Origin of the sequence: Falsiroseomonas sp. (genome assembly GCF_051859025.1) — a bacterium.
GTDB lineage: Bacteria > Pseudomonadota > Alphaproteobacteria > Acetobacterales > Acetobacteraceae > Falsiroseomonas.
In genome coordinates, this window is sequence record NZ_JBHYGL010000001.1 from 898,055 (window position 1) to 913,536 (window position 15,482).

The 15,482-nt window shown below is 68.9% G+C and carries 16 protein-coding genes; 3 read left to right on the forward strand and 13 right to left on the reverse strand.

Features of this window, described 5'->3' with window-relative positions:
- Nucleotides 1-3: 3 nt before the first annotated feature.
- The 8 genes from ACTIE5_RS04375 to ACTIE5_RS04410 form a co-directional block, all read right to left on the reverse strand.
- Nucleotides 4-1,056 carry an ABC transporter ATP-binding protein gene (locus ACTIE5_RS04375; RefSeq protein ID WP_439548467.1) on the reverse strand — a complete coding sequence of 351 codons (1,053 nt, stop codon included), beginning with the start codon at nucleotides 1,054-1,056 and terminating at the stop codon, nucleotides 4-6.
- On the reverse strand, nucleotides 1,053-2,042 hold the full coding sequence (locus ACTIE5_RS04380) for an ABC transporter ATP-binding protein (protein ID WP_439548468.1): 990 nt from the start codon (nucleotides 2,040-2,042) through the stop codon (nucleotides 1,053-1,055). The genes ACTIE5_RS04375 and ACTIE5_RS04380 overlap by 4 nt, the downstream gene beginning before the upstream one ends.
- A complete protein-coding gene (locus tag ACTIE5_RS04385; RefSeq protein WP_439548469.1) occupies nucleotides 2,042-2,749 on the reverse strand; it encodes a DUF1028 domain-containing protein in 708 nt (235 codons plus the stop codon). The genes ACTIE5_RS04380 and ACTIE5_RS04385 overlap by 1 nt, the downstream gene beginning before the upstream one ends.
- A gap of 132 nt (nucleotides 2,750-2,881) precedes the next feature.
- Nucleotides 2,882-3,877, reverse strand: a complete 996-nt coding sequence (locus tag ACTIE5_RS04390) for a branched-chain amino acid ABC transporter permease (RefSeq protein WP_439548470.1) — start codon at nucleotides 3,875-3,877, stop codon at nucleotides 2,882-2,884.
- Nucleotide 3,878: 1 nt separating this feature from the next.
- A complete protein-coding gene (locus ACTIE5_RS04395) occupies nucleotides 3,879-4,763 on the reverse strand; it encodes a branched-chain amino acid ABC transporter permease (RefSeq protein ID WP_439548471.1) in 885 nt (294 codons plus the stop codon).
- Between the two features lie 71 nt (nucleotides 4,764-4,834).
- Nucleotides 4,835-6,085 carry an ABC transporter substrate-binding protein gene (locus tag ACTIE5_RS04400; RefSeq protein WP_439548472.1) on the reverse strand — a complete coding sequence of 417 codons (1,251 nt, stop codon included), beginning with the start codon at nucleotides 6,083-6,085 and terminating at the stop codon, nucleotides 4,835-4,837.
- Between the two features lie 45 nt (nucleotides 6,086-6,130).
- The gene (locus tag ACTIE5_RS04405; protein WP_439548473.1) at nucleotides 6,131-6,841 is read right to left on the reverse strand and encodes an ABC transporter ATP-binding protein; all 711 of its coding nucleotides are present in this window, start codon (nucleotides 6,839-6,841) and stop codon (nucleotides 6,131-6,133) included.
- Nucleotides 6,834-7,610: an ABC transporter ATP-binding protein gene (locus tag ACTIE5_RS04410; RefSeq protein WP_439548474.1), complete on the reverse strand. Its 777-nt coding sequence runs from the start codon at nucleotides 7,608-7,610 to the stop codon at nucleotides 6,834-6,836. Before ACTIE5_RS04410 ends, ACTIE5_RS04405 begins: the two co-directional genes overlap by 8 nt.
- 289 nt (nucleotides 7,611-7,899) lie before the next feature.
- On the opposite strand from ACTIE5_RS04410, the gene ACTIE5_RS04415 reads away from it, so the two are divergent.
- Together ACTIE5_RS04415 and ACTIE5_RS04420 are read left to right on the forward strand one after the other, a co-directional pair.
- A complete protein-coding gene (locus ACTIE5_RS04415) occupies nucleotides 7,900-8,934 on the forward strand; it encodes an MBL fold metallo-hydrolase (RefSeq protein ID WP_439548475.1) in 1,035 nt (344 codons plus the stop codon).
- Between the two features lie 115 nt (nucleotides 8,935-9,049).
- Nucleotides 9,050-9,646, forward strand: coding sequence for a type 1 glutamine amidotransferase domain-containing protein (locus ACTIE5_RS04420; RefSeq protein ID WP_439548476.1), 597 nt, complete (start codon nucleotides 9,050-9,052; stop codon nucleotides 9,644-9,646).
- A 26-nt stretch (nucleotides 9,647-9,672) separates the two neighbouring features.
- On the opposite strand, the gene ACTIE5_RS04425 is transcribed toward ACTIE5_RS04420, so the two are convergent.
- The 5 genes from ACTIE5_RS04425 to ACTIE5_RS04445 are packed head-to-tail and all read right to left on the reverse strand — an operon-like array spanning nucleotide 9,673 to nucleotide 14,732.
- Nucleotides 9,673-10,407, reverse strand: coding sequence for an ABC transporter ATP-binding protein (locus ACTIE5_RS04425; protein WP_439548477.1), 735 nt, complete (start codon nucleotides 10,405-10,407; stop codon nucleotides 9,673-9,675).
- Nucleotides 10,404-11,237: an ABC transporter ATP-binding protein gene (locus ACTIE5_RS04430; protein WP_439548478.1), complete on the reverse strand. Its 834-nt coding sequence runs from the start codon at nucleotides 11,235-11,237 to the stop codon at nucleotides 10,404-10,406. The genes ACTIE5_RS04425 and ACTIE5_RS04430 overlap by 4 nt, the downstream gene beginning before the upstream one ends.
- The gene (locus ACTIE5_RS04435; RefSeq protein ID WP_439548479.1) at nucleotides 11,234-12,127 is read right to left on the reverse strand and encodes an ABC transporter permease; all 894 of its coding nucleotides are present in this window, start codon (nucleotides 12,125-12,127) and stop codon (nucleotides 11,234-11,236) included. Before ACTIE5_RS04435 ends, ACTIE5_RS04430 begins: the two co-directional genes overlap by 4 nt.
- Entirely contained in the window at nucleotides 12,124-13,131 is a 1,008-nt protein-coding gene (locus tag ACTIE5_RS04440) for an ABC transporter permease (protein WP_439548480.1), read from the reverse strand. Before ACTIE5_RS04440 ends, ACTIE5_RS04435 begins: the two co-directional genes overlap by 4 nt.
- Nucleotides 13,128-14,732, reverse strand: a complete 1,605-nt coding sequence (locus tag ACTIE5_RS04445; RefSeq protein ID WP_439548481.1) for an ABC transporter substrate-binding protein — start codon at nucleotides 14,730-14,732, stop codon at nucleotides 13,128-13,130. Before ACTIE5_RS04445 ends, ACTIE5_RS04440 begins: the two co-directional genes overlap by 4 nt.
- Before the next feature lie 405 nt (nucleotides 14,733-15,137).
- Between ACTIE5_RS04445 and ACTIE5_RS04450 the strand changes: the two genes are divergently transcribed.
- Nucleotides 15,138-15,320: a Flp family type IVb pilin gene (locus ACTIE5_RS04450; RefSeq protein WP_203075351.1), complete on the forward strand. Its 183-nt coding sequence runs from the start codon at nucleotides 15,138-15,140 to the stop codon at nucleotides 15,318-15,320.
- Nucleotides 15,321-15,482: the final 162 nt, after the last annotated feature.

Consider the following 15,482-nt stretch of genomic DNA (forward strand, 5'->3'; position numbering starts at 1 on the left):
CCGTCATTCTCCCGTTCGTTGGTCGCTGAAGAAGGCTTGCAGGCGCTTGAGGCGTTCGCCGCCGGCATCGCGTTCATACCGCGCGGCGGCGGGGGGAAGTTCCGCCTGCCGGTGGCAGGCGGCGCGGTGCCCGTGATCCGCGAGAGGAGGAATCTGCGCCGCGCAGATCGCCTCCGCGAAGGGGCAGCGCGTGCGGAAGCGGCAGCCGCTGGGCGGATCGATCGGGCTCGGCGCATCGCCTTCCAGCAGCGCGGCGGCGCCCTTGGTGTGCCCCTGCCCTGGTACTGCCGCCAGCAGCGCGCGGGTGTAGGGGTGCTTCGGGTTCGAGAAGACCTCCGCGGTGGGGCCTTCCTCCACGATGCGGCCGAGATACATGACCGCGACGCGATCCGCGATGTGGCGCACCACGCCGAGGTCGTGGCTGATCAGCACGAAGGTCAGGCCGAGTTCGCGGATGAGGTCCTGCAGCAGGTTGATGACCTGCGCCTGCACCGACACGTCCAGCGCGGAGACGGGTTCGTCGCCGACGATCAGCTTGGGGCCGGAAGCCAGCGCGCGCGCGATGGCGATGCGCTGGCGCTGGCCGCCGGAGAATTCATGCGGCCAGCGCCGCGCGAGTTCCGGCCGCAGCCCGACGCGGGAGAGGAGTTCCGCGACGCGGTCGCGTTCGCCGGCGCGCGGCACGATGCCGTGCAGGCGCAGCGGTTCCGCGACGGCCTGTTCCACCGTCATGCGCGGATCGAGGCTGGCGAAGGGGTCCTGGAAGATCAGCTGCATGTCGCGCCGCCGGGCACGCAGCGCCGAGGCCGAGAGGGAGCGAAGGTCCTCGCCCTCGAACAATATCGCGCCACTGTCGGGTTCGATCAGGCGCAGCGCCAGGCGGCCGAGCGTCGACTTCCCGCAGCCGGATTCGCCCACGATGGCGAGCACGCTGCCGCGCGGCACGCTGAGCGAAACGCCATCCACCGCGCGCACCGCGCCCTTCGACCGGCCGAGCGCGTCGCGCACGGGGAAGGCGCGGACGACGTCGCGGAGTTCCAGCATCGGCGCGGTCACGCGGCGTTCTCCAGAAGCGTATCCAGCGGTGCACGCCAGCAGGCGACGTGGTGGCCGGGCAGGACTTCCCCGAGTAGCGGCGCTTCCTCCCGGCATTTCGCCACCGCGAAGGGGCAGCGCGCGGCGAAACGGCAGCCGGCGGGGGGGTGCAGCAGGTCGGGCACCGTGCCCTCGATGCTGGCGAGGCGGGCGGCGCCGCCTTCCAGGCGCGGCGCGGCGCCGAGCAGGCCGATGGTGTAGGGGTGCTGCGGCGTGGCGAAAAGCTGTTCAGCCGGCGCGCGTTCGGCGACGCGGCCGGCATACATCACCACCACATCATCGGCATGATCCGCGACCACGCCGAGATCATGCGTGATGAGGACCACCGCCGTCCCCGTCTCCCGCTTCAATTCATCGATCAGGGCCAGGATCTGCGCCTGCACCGTCACATCGAGCGCGGTGGTGGGCTCATCCGCGATCAGCAGGCGTGGCTTGCAGGCCAGCGCCATGGCGATCATCACGCGCTGGCGCATGCCGCCGGACAATTGGTGCGGATACTGGCGGGCGCGGCGGGCGGCATCGGGGATGCGGACTCGGGCCAGCATCTCCACCGCGCGGTCGAAGGCGGCCTTCGGGTCCAGTTTCTGGTGGATGCGCAGCGCCTCCGCCACCTGTTCGCCGGCGGTGAAGGCGGGGTTCAGGCTGGTCATCGGCTCCTGGAACACCATCGCCATCTCGCCGCCGCGCTTGCCGCGCCATTCCTCGGGCGTGAGGGTCGACACCTCCCTCCCCGCCAGGCGGATGGAGCCGCCGATGCGGCCGCCCGTGGGCAGCAGGCCCATGACGGCGAGCGCGGTGACGGACTTCCCGCAGCCGCTTTCGCCGACGACGGCGGTGGTGCGGCCCGCCGCCACGGCGAAGGAGATGCCATCGACCGGGCGCAGCAGCCCGCGATCGGTCGGGAAGCTGACGGTGACGTCGCGGAGTTCGAGGATCTGGTCGGCCATTACTCGCCTGACTCCTGCGCCGCGGCGACCGCCGCCTGGATCACGGCGCGGTCGAAGACGCCGGGGTGGTCCACGCCTGGCAGGAAGCGCCGGAAGTGGCGGGTGTAGCCGTGCCACACCCGGTAGATGCGGCGAAGTTCCGCCAGCGGGTCCGCATGATCATCGACGCGGAGGTCGAGATCGGGGATCGGGCCATCGGAGGCGACCTGGAGCGCCACCGATTGCCGGCCGCGCTTGTCGCCGCCCGCTGCCTCCCCGGCTTCCATCGCCAGCATCAGGCGTTCGGCCAGGGGCAGCCCCGTGCTGCCCAGGAAGGCATCGCGAGTCGCCTCGATCACCTGCGGGCCGGCCAGCATGTTGCCGGCGACGGATACGTCCGGGCCCGCGACATGTCCGCACCAGCCGATGCAATCGGTGCCGGTGTGCCGCGCGGAACTGCCATCCGCGGCCAGCACATGCGCCTGGCGGGTGGCGCGGCCGGCATCGGCGGCGATGAGGGCGTCGAGCGCTTCCTCGGCCCCCTGCCCGGCCTTCAGCGCGGCCAGCGCGCGGGGCGCGATGAAGGGGTTCACAAGGGCCTGCGTGGCCGCGGCGCCGACGCCGCCCTCCACACGGGGACAGAGGGCACCCACGGCCAGGAACCGGCTGGCCACGGCCACGCCGAGTTCGCCCGTCGCCGCGTCACGCGCAAGGATGGACCAGGTCATGCCCGGTCATGTGACACAGACTTGCGGGGACGCAACCCTGTATCCCAGCACCTAGGCGCGTCCCGGTGCAGAAATCTGCCCAAACACCGGACAAGCTGCGCGATGATCGGGCAAAAAGAAGCCTCTTGCGCCCTACAGCTTGACCTTCAGCAGGTTCCCGATCTCACCGACCAGGCCGCGGCGGAAGGCGAGCACGGCGGCGATGAAGATGACGCCCTGGATGACCAGCACCCAGGCGCCGAATTCCGCCAGGTAGGTCTGCATGGTGACGATCACGGCCGCGCCCGCGACAGGGCCGAAGATGGTGCCGAGGCCGCCGACGAGGGACATCAGCACGACCTCACCGGACATGGTCCAGAGCACGTCGGTCAGCGTCGCGATCTTCATCGCCAGCGCCTTCACCGCGCCCGCCAGGCCGGCGATGCCGGCGGAGAGCACGAAGGCCATCAGCTTGTAGTCGTCGGTGCGGTAGCCCAGCGAGATGGCGCGCGGCTCATTGTCCCGGATCGCCTTCAGCACCTGGCCGAAGGGCGAATGGACGACGCGATGGATCAGCAGGAAGCCGCCGAGGAAGACACCGGCCACGACCCAGTACATGGCGAAATCGCTGTCGAGATCAAAGATTCCGAAGAGGTGCCCGCGCGGGATGGCCTGGATGCCGTCCTCGCCGCCGGTGAAGGGGGCCTGGACACAGAAGAAATAGACCATCTGGGCGAGGGCCAGGGTGATCATGGCGAAGTAGATGCCGGTGCGGCGGATGGCGAGCCAGCCGAAGGGGATGCCGAGCAGCGCGCCCGTGGCGCCGCCCAGCAGGATCGCGACTTCCGGCGTCACGCCCCATTCCTTGGCGGCATAGCCGCTGACATAGGCGCCCATGCCGAAATAGGCGGCGTGGCCGAAGCTGAGGAGGCCGACATAGCCGATCAGCAGGTTGAAGGCGCAGGCGAACAGCGCGAAGCACAGCAGCTTCATCAGGAAGAAGGGATAGACGACGAAGGGGCTGGCGACGACGATCACGACCAGCGCGAGGAAGGCGGCGGCCTGCGGGCGGGTGAAGCCGAAGAACATCTCCTGGTCCACGGAGGGGGCGCCGGGCGATGGCGCGGTGGCGATGCTGCCCTCGGCCATGTCAGGCCCTCCCGAACAGGCCGGCCGGCCGCGTGAGCAGCACGATGGCCATGATGACGAAGACGACGGTCTGCGATGCCTCGGGCCAGAACACTTCCGTGATGCCCTGGATGAGGCCCAGCATGAAGCCGGTGACGATGGAGCCCGCGATGGATCCCATGCCGCCGATGACGACGACGGCGAAGACGGTGATGATGAAGTTGGCGCCCATGGCGGGGCTGACGGAATAGATCGGCGCGGCCAGCACGCCGGCGAAGGCGGCCAGCGCCACGCCGGCGCCGTAGGTCAGCGTCATCATCAGGGGCACGTTGATGCCGAAGGCCTGCACGAGTTGCGGGCGTTCGGTGGCGGCGCGGAGGTAGCTGCCGACCTTCGTCTTCTCGATGATGAGCCAGGTGGCCAGGCAGACGGTGGAAGCGGCGATCAGCACCCAGACGCGATAGCCCGGCAGGAAGAAGTCACCGAGTTCGAGGTCGAGTGCCGCGAATTCCCGCGGCGGCGAGTAGCGCTGGCCGGAGGAGCCGAAATTGTTGCGGAGCAGGCCCTCGATCACCAATGCGCAGCCGAAGGTGAGCAGCAGGCCATAGAGATGATCTATTCGGTACAATCGGGCGATCATGGTGCGTTCCATGGCGACACCTATCGCGCCCACGATCAGCGGCGCGATGATCAGCGCCGGCCAATAGCCGATGCCGAGCCAGGACAGCAGCATCCAGGCCACGAAGGCGCCCAGCGTGAACTGCGCGCCATGGGCGAAGTTGATGACGTTGAGCATGCCGAAGATGACGGCGAGGCCGAGCGACAGCAGCGCGTAGAAGGCTCCGTTGATCACGCCGAGGACGACCTGCGGCATGGCCAGTTGGATTTCGAACAGCAGGTCTTCCATACCGCAGCACTTGCCCCGCTCAGGTGGTCAGACAGGAAAGCCCCGGGGGATCACCCCCGGGGCGGTCGGCATCAGGACCGGATGAGGCTGCAGCCACCCTCGGTGATCGGGCGGAAGGCCTCGTTCGCCGGGATGGTGGAGATCAGCTTGTAGTAGTCCCAGGGGCCGCGGCTCTCGGCGGGGGTCTTCACCTCGAACAGATAGGCCGGGTGGACCTTGCGGCCGTCGGGGCGGACCGTGCCCTCACCGAAGGCATCGTCGCTGGTCGGCATCGCCTTCATGCGGTTGGCGGCTTCGACGCCGGAGGCCTTGGCGGCCGCAACGCCCATATCCGCCACCGCCTTCAGGTAGTGCAGCACGCCGGAATAGCAGCCGGCCTGCACCATGGAGGGGCGGAGGTTGCCCGGCATGTTGCCGAGGCGCTGGGTGAAGGCGCGGGTGCGGTCGTTCAAATCCCAGTAGAAGCTTTCCGTCACCACCAAGCCCTGCGCCACTTCGAGGCCCAGCGAGTGGACATCGGTGACGAAGACCAGCAGGCCGGCGAGCTTGGTGCCGCCGCGGGTGATGCGGAATTCCGCCGCCTGCTTGATGGAGTTGATCGTGTCACCGCCCGCATTGGCCAGGCCGATGACATTGGCGCGGGACCGCTGCGCCTGCTGGAGGAAGGAGGAGAAGTCCGTGGTGCCCGGGAAGGGCGTGCGGACGCCGCCCAGCACGCGGCCGCCAGCGGCGTTGACGAAGGCGGTCGTGTCACGTTCCAGCGCATGGCCGAAGGCGTAGTCCGCGGTGATGAAGAACCAGGTCCGGCCACCGGCGGCCACCATGGCGCCACCCGTGCCCTTGGCGAGCATGTAGGTGTCGTAGGTCCAGTGGATGGTGTTGGGGGAGCAGGCGGAGCCGGTCAGATCCGACGTCGCGGCGCCGGAATTGATGAAGAGCTTGTTCTTCTCCCGCGTGATGGTGCTGACGGCGAGGCCGACGGAGGAGGTCGGCACATCGACGATCACGTCGATGCCGGCCTGATCGTACCACTGGCGCGCGACGGTGGAGCCGACATCGGGGCGGTTCTGGTGGTCCGCCTGCACGACTTCGACATTGATGCCGCGCTGCGTGATGCCGGATTCCCGCACCGCCATCTGCACGGCGTGGGTGGAGCCCGGGCCGGAGATGTCGCGATAGAGGCCGGACTGGTCGTTCAGCACGCCGATGCGGATGGTGTTGGCGGCCTGCGCGCGGGCGCTGCGGAAGGGCAGCCCGCCCAGGGCCGGCAGGGCGGCGGCGCCAACGGCGCCCTTGATGATGGAGCGGCGGTCGAGACTCATGATGGCTTCCTCCTGTTGGGGTCCTGGTGAACCGGCCGGCTGGGCTTACACACCCAGGTATTCGTGCAGGCGGTCCATGCTGGCGGTGAGGTCGTTGTTCGCGACCTCATCCACCACCCGCCCGTGTTCGACGACATAGTGCCGGTCCGCGACGGTCTGCGCGAAGCGGAAATTCTGCTCCACCAGCAGCACGGTGAAGCCGCGCTGCTTGATGTTGCGGATCATGGCGCCGATCTGCTGGACGATGACGGGGGCGAGGCCTTCCGAAGGCTCATCCAGCAGCAGCAGCCGCGCGCCGGTGCGTAGGATGCGCGCGATGGCGAGCATCTGCTGTTCGCCGCCGGACAGCTTCGTGCCCTGGCTGCGCGCGCGTTCCTTGAGGTTGGGGAAGAGGGTGTAGATCTCCTCCAGGCTCAGGCCACCCGGCGCGATCACCGGGGGGAGCATGAGGTTTTCCGTCACGTCGAGGGAGGCGAAGATGCCGCGCTCCTCCGGGCAATAGGCGATGCCGGCGCGGGCGATCAGGTCGGGGCGGAGGCTCAGCATCTCCCTCCCCTCGAACTTGATCGACCCGGTGCGGCGGCCGGTGAGGCCCATGATGGCGCGGAGCGTGGAGGTCTTGCCCGCGCCGTTGCGGCCGAGCAGCGTCACGACCTCCCCCTGCCGGATGTCGATCGACATGCCGTGCAGGACGTGGCTTTCGCCGTACCAGGCTTCCAGGTCGCGGACTTCGAGCATGGCGGGCGCGTCAGCCATGGGCGGTGCCCCCCGAGATGCCGGGATCGGTGCCGAGATAGGCGGCCTGGACCTCGGGGTTGCGCGACACCGTGGCGTAGTCCCCCTGCGCCAGCACGCTGCCGCGCGCCAGCACCGTGATGGTGTCGCAGAGCCCTTCCACGACCTTCAGATTGTGTTCCACCAGCAGCACCGTCCGCCCCGCGGCGACGCGGCGCACCAGGGCGACGATGCGGTCCACATCGTCATGCGTCATGCCGGCCGTGGGTTCGTCCAGCAGCATCATGGTGGGTTCCAGCGCCAGCGTCGTCGCGATCTCCAGCGCGCGCTTGCGGCCGTAGGAGAGTTCGCCGGCGTTGTGGCGGGCGTATTCCGTGAGGCCCACATCCTCCAGCAATTCCATGGCGCGGCTGTCGTAGCGCTTCAGCAGCGATTCAGGACGCCAGAAATCGAAGGAATTGCCACGCGCGCGCTGCAAAGCGAGGCGAACATTCTCCAGCACCGTCAGATGGGGGAAGACCGCCGAGATCTGGAAGGACCGCACCAGGCCGAGCCGCGCGATATCCGCGGGCTTCAGATTGGTGATGTCCCGGCCTTCGTAGCTGATCTTGCCGCGCGTGACCGGCAGGAACTTGGTCAGCAGGTTGAAGCAGGTGGTCTTGCCCGCGCCGTTGGGACCGATGAGCCCATGGATCGTGCCCCGCTTCACCTGCAGGCGCACGTCGCTGACCGCGACGAAGCCGCGGAACTCCTTCGTCATTCCCTCGGTCTCGAGGATCGTGTCGGACACCCTCGAACGCCTCCCATTGCCCCTGTGCGCCGGACAAGGTCGTGGGCGCCGGGGGGTGGTGGATCAGTGTCCCGATCGCGATGCCCCCGGCGCATGCCCGCCGTGCGCTGCCTGCATTCATGGAGGGGCGCGGCGCGGGACGCAAGGGCGCATCTGACTGAAACAGTGGGAAGCCGGGGCGCTACCGGACGGTGTTGAACGCCCGGGGTGCGGCGCGCCTGGCGCGACGCGCGGGGTGGCCGTTGGTGCGCCCGGGCTGTAGGCAGGAAAACGCGCAGATGACCGGACCATGACCATTCCCGAGGCAACACCCGACCGGCTTCCCGATCCCCCGGCGCCCGGCCAGGCAGTGGCGATCCGCCCCGGGCTGCTCTGGGTCCGCATGCCGCTGGCCGGGCCGCCCTGGCATGTGAACTGCTGGCTGCTGCGGGACGGGGCGGGCTGGCTGGTGATCGATGCGGGGTTGGACCGGCCCGAGACTCGCCAGGCGTGGGAGGCGATCCTCGCCACGCATCTCGATGGCCTGCCCGTGACGCGCGTGCTGGTCACGCATTTCCACGCCGACCATGTCGGCCTGGCGGGATGGCTGTGCGAGTGCTGGGGCGCGCCGCTGCTGATGGCGCGGAGCGAATACCTCCAGGCGCGGCTGCTGCTGCGGGAGGCGCCGGAATCGCTGCTGGCGGAACAGGCCGCGCTGGGGGAGGCGGCCGGGGCGCCGGCGGACTACCTGCGGCACCTGCTGGGGCGGCGGCCCTTCTACCGCCCGGATGTCGTGGACCTGCCGCTACGCCACCGCCGCATCGCCGCCGGGCAGCTGCTGCGGGTGGGGGAAACGGACTGGACGCTGCATCGCGGCGGCGGCCATGCGCCGGAGATGATGCTGCTGCACGATGCCGCACAGGGCGTGCTGATCGCGGCCGACCAGGTGCTGCCGCGCATCTCCCCCTATGTCGGCGTCTTTCCGCCGGAGCCGGAGGCCGATCCGCTTTCCGATTTTCTCGAGTCGAACCGCCGCCTGCTGGCGCTCCCGGAGGGCACGCTTGTCCTGCCCTCCCACGGCGATCCCTTCTTCGGGCTGCATGACCGCATCGCCGTGCTGGCCGCGCATCACGCCGAACGCCTGGCGCTGCTGGAGGAGATCTGCGCCACGCCGCGCACGGCCTATGAGGCCGCGCGGCTGATGTTCCAGCGGGACTACGACATGGACCAGATGCTGTTCGTGATCGGGGAGGGGCTGGCGCATCTCAACTGGCTGCTGGCGCGCGGGCGGCTGGTGACGGCGCACGGCGCCGATGACGTGGTGCGGTATCGGGTGCCTGGCTGAGTAATTCTGTTTCCCGCTGAAGGCGGCGTGATCCGCGGCGGTGCTGTTCCTGGCCCGGGGAACCACGGCGGGTGCGGCGCGCTCTGCCCTGGAACACGTCGAGGAGCATTCGGGCATGGCTGGTGAACTGAGCGGGAAGAAGGTCGCGGTGCTGGCGACCGATGGGTATGAGCAGGTGGAGCTGACGGAGCCCGTGCGCGCGCTGAAGGAAGCGGGCGCGAGCGTCACCATCGTCTCCATCAAGCCCGGCACCATCCAGGGCTTCAAGCATGATGAGAAGGGCGACAGCGTCGCCGTCGACCAGACGCTGGATGAGGCAAACGCGGAGGGCTTCGACGCGCTGGTGCTGCCCGGCGGCGTGATGAACCCGGACACGCTGCGCATGACAGAGAAGGCCGTGGCCTTCACGCGGCATTTCGTCACCACCGGCAAGCCCATCGCGGCCATCTGCCACGGCCCCTGGACGCTGATCGATGCCGATGGCGTGCGCGGGCGGCGGATGACGTCCTGGCCGTCGTTGAAGACGGACCTCCGCAATGCCGGCGCGCAGTGGGAGGATTCGGAGGTCGTGACCGACCAGGGCCTCGTCACCAGCCGCAACCCCGGCGACATCCCGGCCTTCTGCCGCAAGATGATCGAGGAGTTCCGCGAGGGGCGGCATGAACGGCGCGGCGCGAATGACCAGCAGGGGTCTACGCGCGCGGTGGGCTAAGTCTCAAGGTCGCGCGATAGCGCGGGTCAGCCATCCAGGTCGCGCGACAGCGTGACGAGGTCGATGGTGTGGGGGTGTTGGGCCTGGCCGGCGCGCAAGGCGGCAACGTCCAGCGCCTCCACCACCTTGCCCTGCTGCATCACGGCCAGGCGCTCGCAGAGATGCGCGACCACGGCGAGGTTGTGGCTGACCAGGATGCAGGTCAGCTGGCGGGCGGCGCGCAAATCCGCCAGCAGGTTCAGCACCTCCGCCTGGACGGAGACATCGAGCGCGCTCGTCGGTTCATCCAGCAGCAGCACGGCGGGATCGGCGATCAGCGCGCGCGCGATGGCGACGCGCTGGCGCTGGCCGCCGCTGAGCTGGTGCGGGTAGCGGAAGCGCACGATGGAGGAGAGGGAGACTTCCTCCAGCGCGCGCTTGATGCGGGCCTCGGCGCTGTCCAGGCCATGGATCGCCAGCGGTTCCGCCAGGATGCGGTCCACGGTCTGGCGGGGGTGCAGTGACCCGTAGGGGTCCTGGAAGACCATCTGCACGCTGCGGAAGAAGGTGCGGTCGCGCTTCGGGCCGAGTGCCCTGCCCTGCAGGCTCATGCCGCCGGTCCAGCCGGGGATCAGCCCCGCCAGGGCGCGCAGCACGGTCGATTTGCCGGAGCCGCTTTCGCCGACCAGGCCGAAGCTCTCCCCGGCCGCGATGGCGAAGGAGACGCCGCGCACGGCGTGCACGGCGCCGAAGCGGACATCGAGGTCCTGGACCGCGATCACCCGAGCCACCGTGGATCGCGCGCCAGCACGGGCAGCCGCGCGCGGGGGGCATCGAGGCGCGGCATGCAGTCCAGCAATCCGCGGGTGTAGGGATGCGTGGCGGCGTGGAGGTCGCGCGCGGCGATCTCCTCGACGATTCGGCCGGCATACATCACCGCGACGCGGTCGCAGAAGCGGGAGACGAGCGGGAGGTCATGGCTGATGAGCATCAGGCCCATGCCGCGATCGGTGACGAGGCGATCGATCAGGCGCAGGATCTCCGCCTGCACGGTGGCATCGAGGGCACTGGTCGGTTCGTCCGCGATCAGCAGGTCCGGCTGGGGCGCCAGCATCATCGCGATCATCACGCGCTGGCCCATGCCGCCGGAGAGTTCGTGCGGATAGGCATCATAGACTCGCCTGGGGTCGCGGATCAGCACCTGGTCCAGCAGGGCCATGGCGGCGTCGCGCGCGTCCCTCGCGCTGCCGCGCTGGTGCGTGGCCCAGGCCTCCGCGATCTGCGCGCCGGCGGTCATGATGGGGTTGAGGGAGAATTTCGGGTCCTGCAGCACCAGGCCGATGCGGGCGCCGCGCAGCGCCCGCATGGCGCGGGGCGTGGCGGCCGCGATGTCGATGCCATCGAAGCGCAGCGACCCTGCCACGCGCGCCTGTGGCGGCAGCAGGCGCATCAGCGCGCGGCCGGTGACGGATTTGCCGGAACCGCTTTCACCGACGATGCCGAGTTTCTCCCGACCCATGGTGAGCGACACGCCGCGCACGGCCGGGACGAAGCCGTTGGGCCCCGGGAAATCGACGCGGAGGTCGCTTATCTCAACCAGTGGATTCGTCATCGCTGCTTCGGGTCCAGCACATCCCGCAGCCCGTCGCCGAGAAGGTTGAACGACAGGGAGGCGAGGAAGATCGCGATGCCCGGGATCACCGGCACCCACCACTGGTCCAGGATGAAGCGCCGCGCCGTCGCGATCATCGTGCCCCATTCCGGCAGCGGCGGCTGCGCGCCCAGCCCCAGGAATCCGAGACCGGCCGCCGTGAGGATGATGGAGGACATGTCGAGCGTGACGCGCACGACCAGCGATGGCACGCAGACCGGGGCGACGTGGCGCAGCACGATGCGCCAGGGCGATGCGCCGGCCATGCGGATTGCAGCGATGAAATCGGCGTCGCGGATGCGCAGCGTCTCCGCCCGCGCCAGGCGGGCATAGGGCGGCCAGGCGGTCAGCGCGATGGCGGCGACGGCGCTTTCCACGCCGGGCTTCATGGCGGCGACGAAGGCCAGCGCCAGGATCAGCCGCGGAAAGGCGAGGAACACGTCCGTGACGCGCATCAGGATGCGGTCCAGCCAGCCGCCCGCATAGCCCGCGGCACAGCCCACCAGCAGCCCCACCGGCGCCACCAGCAGCACCACGGCGACGACCATGCCGAGCGTGATGCGCGCGCCATAGAGGATGCGCGTCCAGACATCCCGCCCCAGCTCATCCGTGCCGAACCAATGCGCGGCGGAAGGCGGTTGCAGGCGGTTGGCCAGATTCTGCGCGCCGGGGTCATGGGTTGCCAGCAGCGGCGCGAAGACCGCCATCAGCAGCATCGCCAGCGCCACGGCCAAGCCGGCCACCGCCAGCTTGTTTCGCTTGAACGCCAGCCACGCCTGGTAGCGCCGCCCCCAGGCGGCCTGGGCGCGGGATGAAGGTTCGTCGGAGAGGAGCCAGGCGCGGGACATCATCGCACCCTCGGGTCCAGCAGGCGGTAGAGCAGGTCGGCGAAGAGGTTCAGCACGACATAGATCAGCCCGACCACCAGCGTCGCGCCCAGCACCGCGTTCATGTCGGCGTTCAGCAGGGAGACCGTCAGATACTGGCCGAGGCCGGGCCAGGAGAAGATCGTCTCCGTCAGCACCGCGCCCTCCAGCAGCCCCGCATAGGTCAGCACCAGCACCGTCACCAGCGGCACGGCGATGTTGCGGAAGGCGTGGCGCCAGATGATGCGGGTCTCGGACAATCCCTTGGCGCGGGCGGTGGTGACGTATTCCGATGACAGCTCCGCCAGCATGAAGGCGCGGGCCATGCGGGCGATGTAGGCCAGCGAGAAGAAAGCCAGCACCCCCGCGGGCTGCGCGAGATGCGCCAGCGCATCCCAGAAGGCGCCCCAATCATTCGCGAGCAGGGCGTCCACGGTCAGCACGCCGGTGCGGACATCCACCATGTCCTCAAAGGCGATGCCCTGGCGCCCCGGCCCGGGCGCCCAGCCGAGCTTCGCGTAGAACAGCAGCAGCGACAGCAGGCCGAGCACGAAGACCGGCAGGCTGTGCCCCGCCAGGCAGAAAAGCCGCACGGCCTGATCCAGCCACCCGCCCTGCCGCACCGCCGCCAGCACGCCGAGCGGCACGCCGACCAGCGTCGCCAGGATGATCGCGACCGTCGCCAGTTCGAAGGTGGCGGGGAAGAAGCGCGCGATGTCCTGCGTGACGGGATTGGCCGTCATCACCGATCGCCCGAGGTCGCCCTGCGCGATCTGCACCACAAACCTGAAAAACTGCTCGATCAGCGGCCGGTCGAGGCCGAGTTCGAGGCGCGCGCGCTCCACCACCTCCTGCGGTGCGCGGTCGCCGACGATGGCGAGCACCGGGTCGATGGGCACGACCCGGCCGATCAGGAAGGTCACCAGCACGAGGCCGAACAGCGTGATCGGCACCGTGACCAGTGTGGCCCCGAAGGCCTTGAGCCTCACGCCTTCACAATGCCGGAAAAGCTGGTGCGGTCGCTCATCGGGCCGAGTTCCAGGCCCGTGACATTGGCGCGCGTCACCGCCACCTCGATCTCCTGCAGCAGGATGACGAAGGGGGAGACCTGCTGGTGTTCGCGCTGCAGCGCCTGGTAGGTGGCGACGCGGCGGGCGCCGTCGGTATCCGTCACCGCGGCGGCGGTGCGGGCGGTGAGGTCCGGGATCTCCCAGCTCGCGCGCCAGGCCAGCGTGCGGTTGCGGGCGTTGTCGCCATTGTCCGGGTTCATGCTGAAGGCTTCCGCATTGCTGTGCGGGTCGAAATAGTCGGACCCCCAGCGGACGATCGCCATCTCATGCTGCCGGGCGCGGGTCTTGGTGATGACCTGCCGCATCTCCCCGGCCACCATGCGAAGCCGGATGCCGACAGAGCCGAGCTGCGCCTGGATGGCCTGGGCGATGTCGGAGATCGGCGCGCCGGATGAATAGTCCAGCGCCACATCGAGCCCGTTCGGGAAGCCCGCCTGGCGCAGCAGCGCGCGGGCTTCCTCCTGCCGTTGCGAGAACGGCTTTTCCGTCAGCGCGCCGGGCAGGCCCTCCGGCAGGAAGGCCTGGTGGACGGCGTAGGTGGTGGAGACGATGTTGCGCTGGATGCCCTCATAATCGATCGCCAGCTTGATGGCCTGGCGGACTTCCGGCCTGGCCAGCGCGGGGTGGCGCTGCGACAGGCTGAGATACATCAAGCTGGCCTTGCGCTGGGGCATGACACGGAAGCGGTTGTCGCTGCGCAGCGCGTTGATCTGGTCCGCCACCAGGTTGCGGGCGATGTCGATGTCACCGCGCTGCAGGCCAAGCAGCTGGGCGGAGCTGTCCAGCATGTGGCGGATGATGATGCGACGCGTGCGGGGCGCGGGATCGGCATTGGGGTTGGCGTCGAGCATGACGCTCTCGCTCGCCCGCCACTGGCGCAGCACATAGGCGCCGCCGCCGGCGGAATTCTGCTTCAGCCAGCCATTGCCCATGTCCTCCCCCTGGGCGCGGGCCATGACCACGGCCTTCTCCACGATCGATCCGACCGCGGCGGAGAGGCAGTAGTAGAGGAAGCTCGGCGAGGTCGGTGCGGCGCATTCCAGGACGAGGGTGCGGGCATCGGTGGCGCGGATTCGCGCCTCCGCATTGTCCTTGGTGAAGCCGAACTGGTTGATGATGAAGGCGGGCGATTTGTTGAGGATGGCGGCGCGGCGGAGCGAGAAGGCGGCGTCTTCCGCCGTCACGGGCGCGCCGGAGGCGAATTTCGCGCCGGCTTTGATAACGAAGGTAAAGACCTTGTTATCAGTCGTCCCCCAGCTTTCCGCCAGGTCGCCGACCAGCCGCGCCGGATCGTCATTCGGGGTGGTCACCAGCTTACGGTAGACGTTCCCGATGATTTCGGTACCGGTATATTCGAAGGCCTCGGCGGGATCGAGGCTGGTGATGTCGTCGATCTGCTTGGCCATGACGATGACGCCGGGCGGGGATTGCGCCTCGGCCGGGGCGATGCCCGGCGCGGCGAAGGCCGCCGTGGCGGTCCCGGCAGCGAGCAGGGCACGGCGGGTCAGGATGGGATGCATGGCGGATCCTCCGGGGATGCGGAGGAGCCTAGCGGCACGCGCGGCGCGGCGGGAAGCCTGTGCCGAAGGAACCGTTTTTTATACAAACAATCAAAAATAAGATCTCACGCAATCGTGAGTTGGTATTGGCAGGGGTCGGTGTGCGGCGATGATCCGCATAGGTTGAGACACCGGGGGGTTCTCCCAGGCCCCTGTCAGCGCTTGGATTTTTCGATGTGCTTTTCGTGCACATCGTCGATTGTCTAAAAAGTAAGACCAAAATAAGTCTTGCAACCAGCGAGGGCACAAATCATAAATTCGCTACGGGCTCATTAATGTTACGCGCCGCAGCCGGCCCGGGCCGCGGAGCCCCACCCAACCAACCCATGGCGAAGGCCGTGGAGCAGGCCAGAAAGGGATCACCCCATGTCGTTCGCCGATTTCCGCCGCCTCGTCGCCGCCCTCCGCCAGGATGAGAAGGGCGTCACCGCCCTCGAATACGGCCTGATCGCCGCCATCCTCGGCGCCGCCGTCATCACCGCCTTCACCACCCTCGGCACCGGCCTCGGCACCTTCTTCACCAGCGTCGTCGCCAAGCTGACGCTCTGATCCGCCAGACCGCCGCCCCGACCCCGATCCGATCCAGAAAGGACCACCCCATGTCGTTCGCCGACTTCCGCCGCCTCGTCGCCGCCCTCCGCCAGGATGAGAAGGGTGTCACCGCCCTCGAATACGGCCTGATCGCCGCCATCCTCGGCGCCGCCGTCATCA

What these genes read in the sequence shown, in the direction of transcription:
- ACTIE5_RS04400 (WP_439548472.1), bottom strand. Translation starts at nt 6,085, where the DNA reads ATGAGTCTCGACCGCCGCTCCATCATCAAGGGCGCCGTTGGCGCCGCC.
- ACTIE5_RS04405 (WP_439548473.1), bottom strand. Translation starts at nt 6,841, where the DNA reads ATGGCTGACGCGCCCGCCATGCTCGAAGTCCGCGACCTGGAAGCCTGG.
- ACTIE5_RS04450 (WP_203075351.1), top strand. Translation starts at nt 15,138, where the DNA reads ATGTCGTTCGCCGATTTCCGCCGCCTCGTCGCCGCCCTCCGCCAGGAT.
- ACTIE5_RS04445 (WP_439548481.1), bottom strand. Translation starts at nt 14,732, where the DNA reads ATGCATCCCATCCTGACCCGCCGTGCCCTGCTCGCTGCCGGGACCGCC.
- ACTIE5_RS04430 (WP_439548478.1), bottom strand. Translation starts at nt 11,237, where the DNA reads ATGACGAATCCACTGGTTGAGATAAGCGACCTCCGCGTCGATTTCCCG.
- ACTIE5_RS04395 (WP_439548471.1), bottom strand. Translation starts at nt 4,763, where the DNA reads ATGGAAGACCTGCTGTTCGAAATCCAACTGGCCATGCCGCAGGTCGTC.
- ACTIE5_RS04415 (WP_439548475.1), top strand. Translation starts at nt 7,900, where the DNA reads ATGACCATTCCCGAGGCAACACCCGACCGGCTTCCCGATCCCCCGGCG.
- ACTIE5_RS04390 (WP_439548470.1), bottom strand. Translation starts at nt 3,877, where the DNA reads ATGGCCGAGGGCAGCATCGCCACCGCGCCATCGCCCGGCGCCCCCTCC.
- ACTIE5_RS04420 (WP_439548476.1), top strand. Translation starts at nt 9,050, where the DNA reads ATGGCTGGTGAACTGAGCGGGAAGAAGGTCGCGGTGCTGGCGACCGAT.
- ACTIE5_RS04385 (WP_439548469.1), bottom strand. Translation starts at nt 2,749, where the DNA reads ATGACCTGGTCCATCCTTGCGCGTGACGCGGCGACGGGCGAACTCGGC.
- ACTIE5_RS04380 (WP_439548468.1), bottom strand. Translation starts at nt 2,042, where the DNA reads ATGGCCGACCAGATCCTCGAACTCCGCGACGTCACCGTCAGCTTCCCG.
- ACTIE5_RS04435 (WP_439548479.1), bottom strand. Translation starts at nt 12,127, where the DNA reads ATGATGTCCCGCGCCTGGCTCCTCTCCGACGAACCTTCATCCCGCGCC.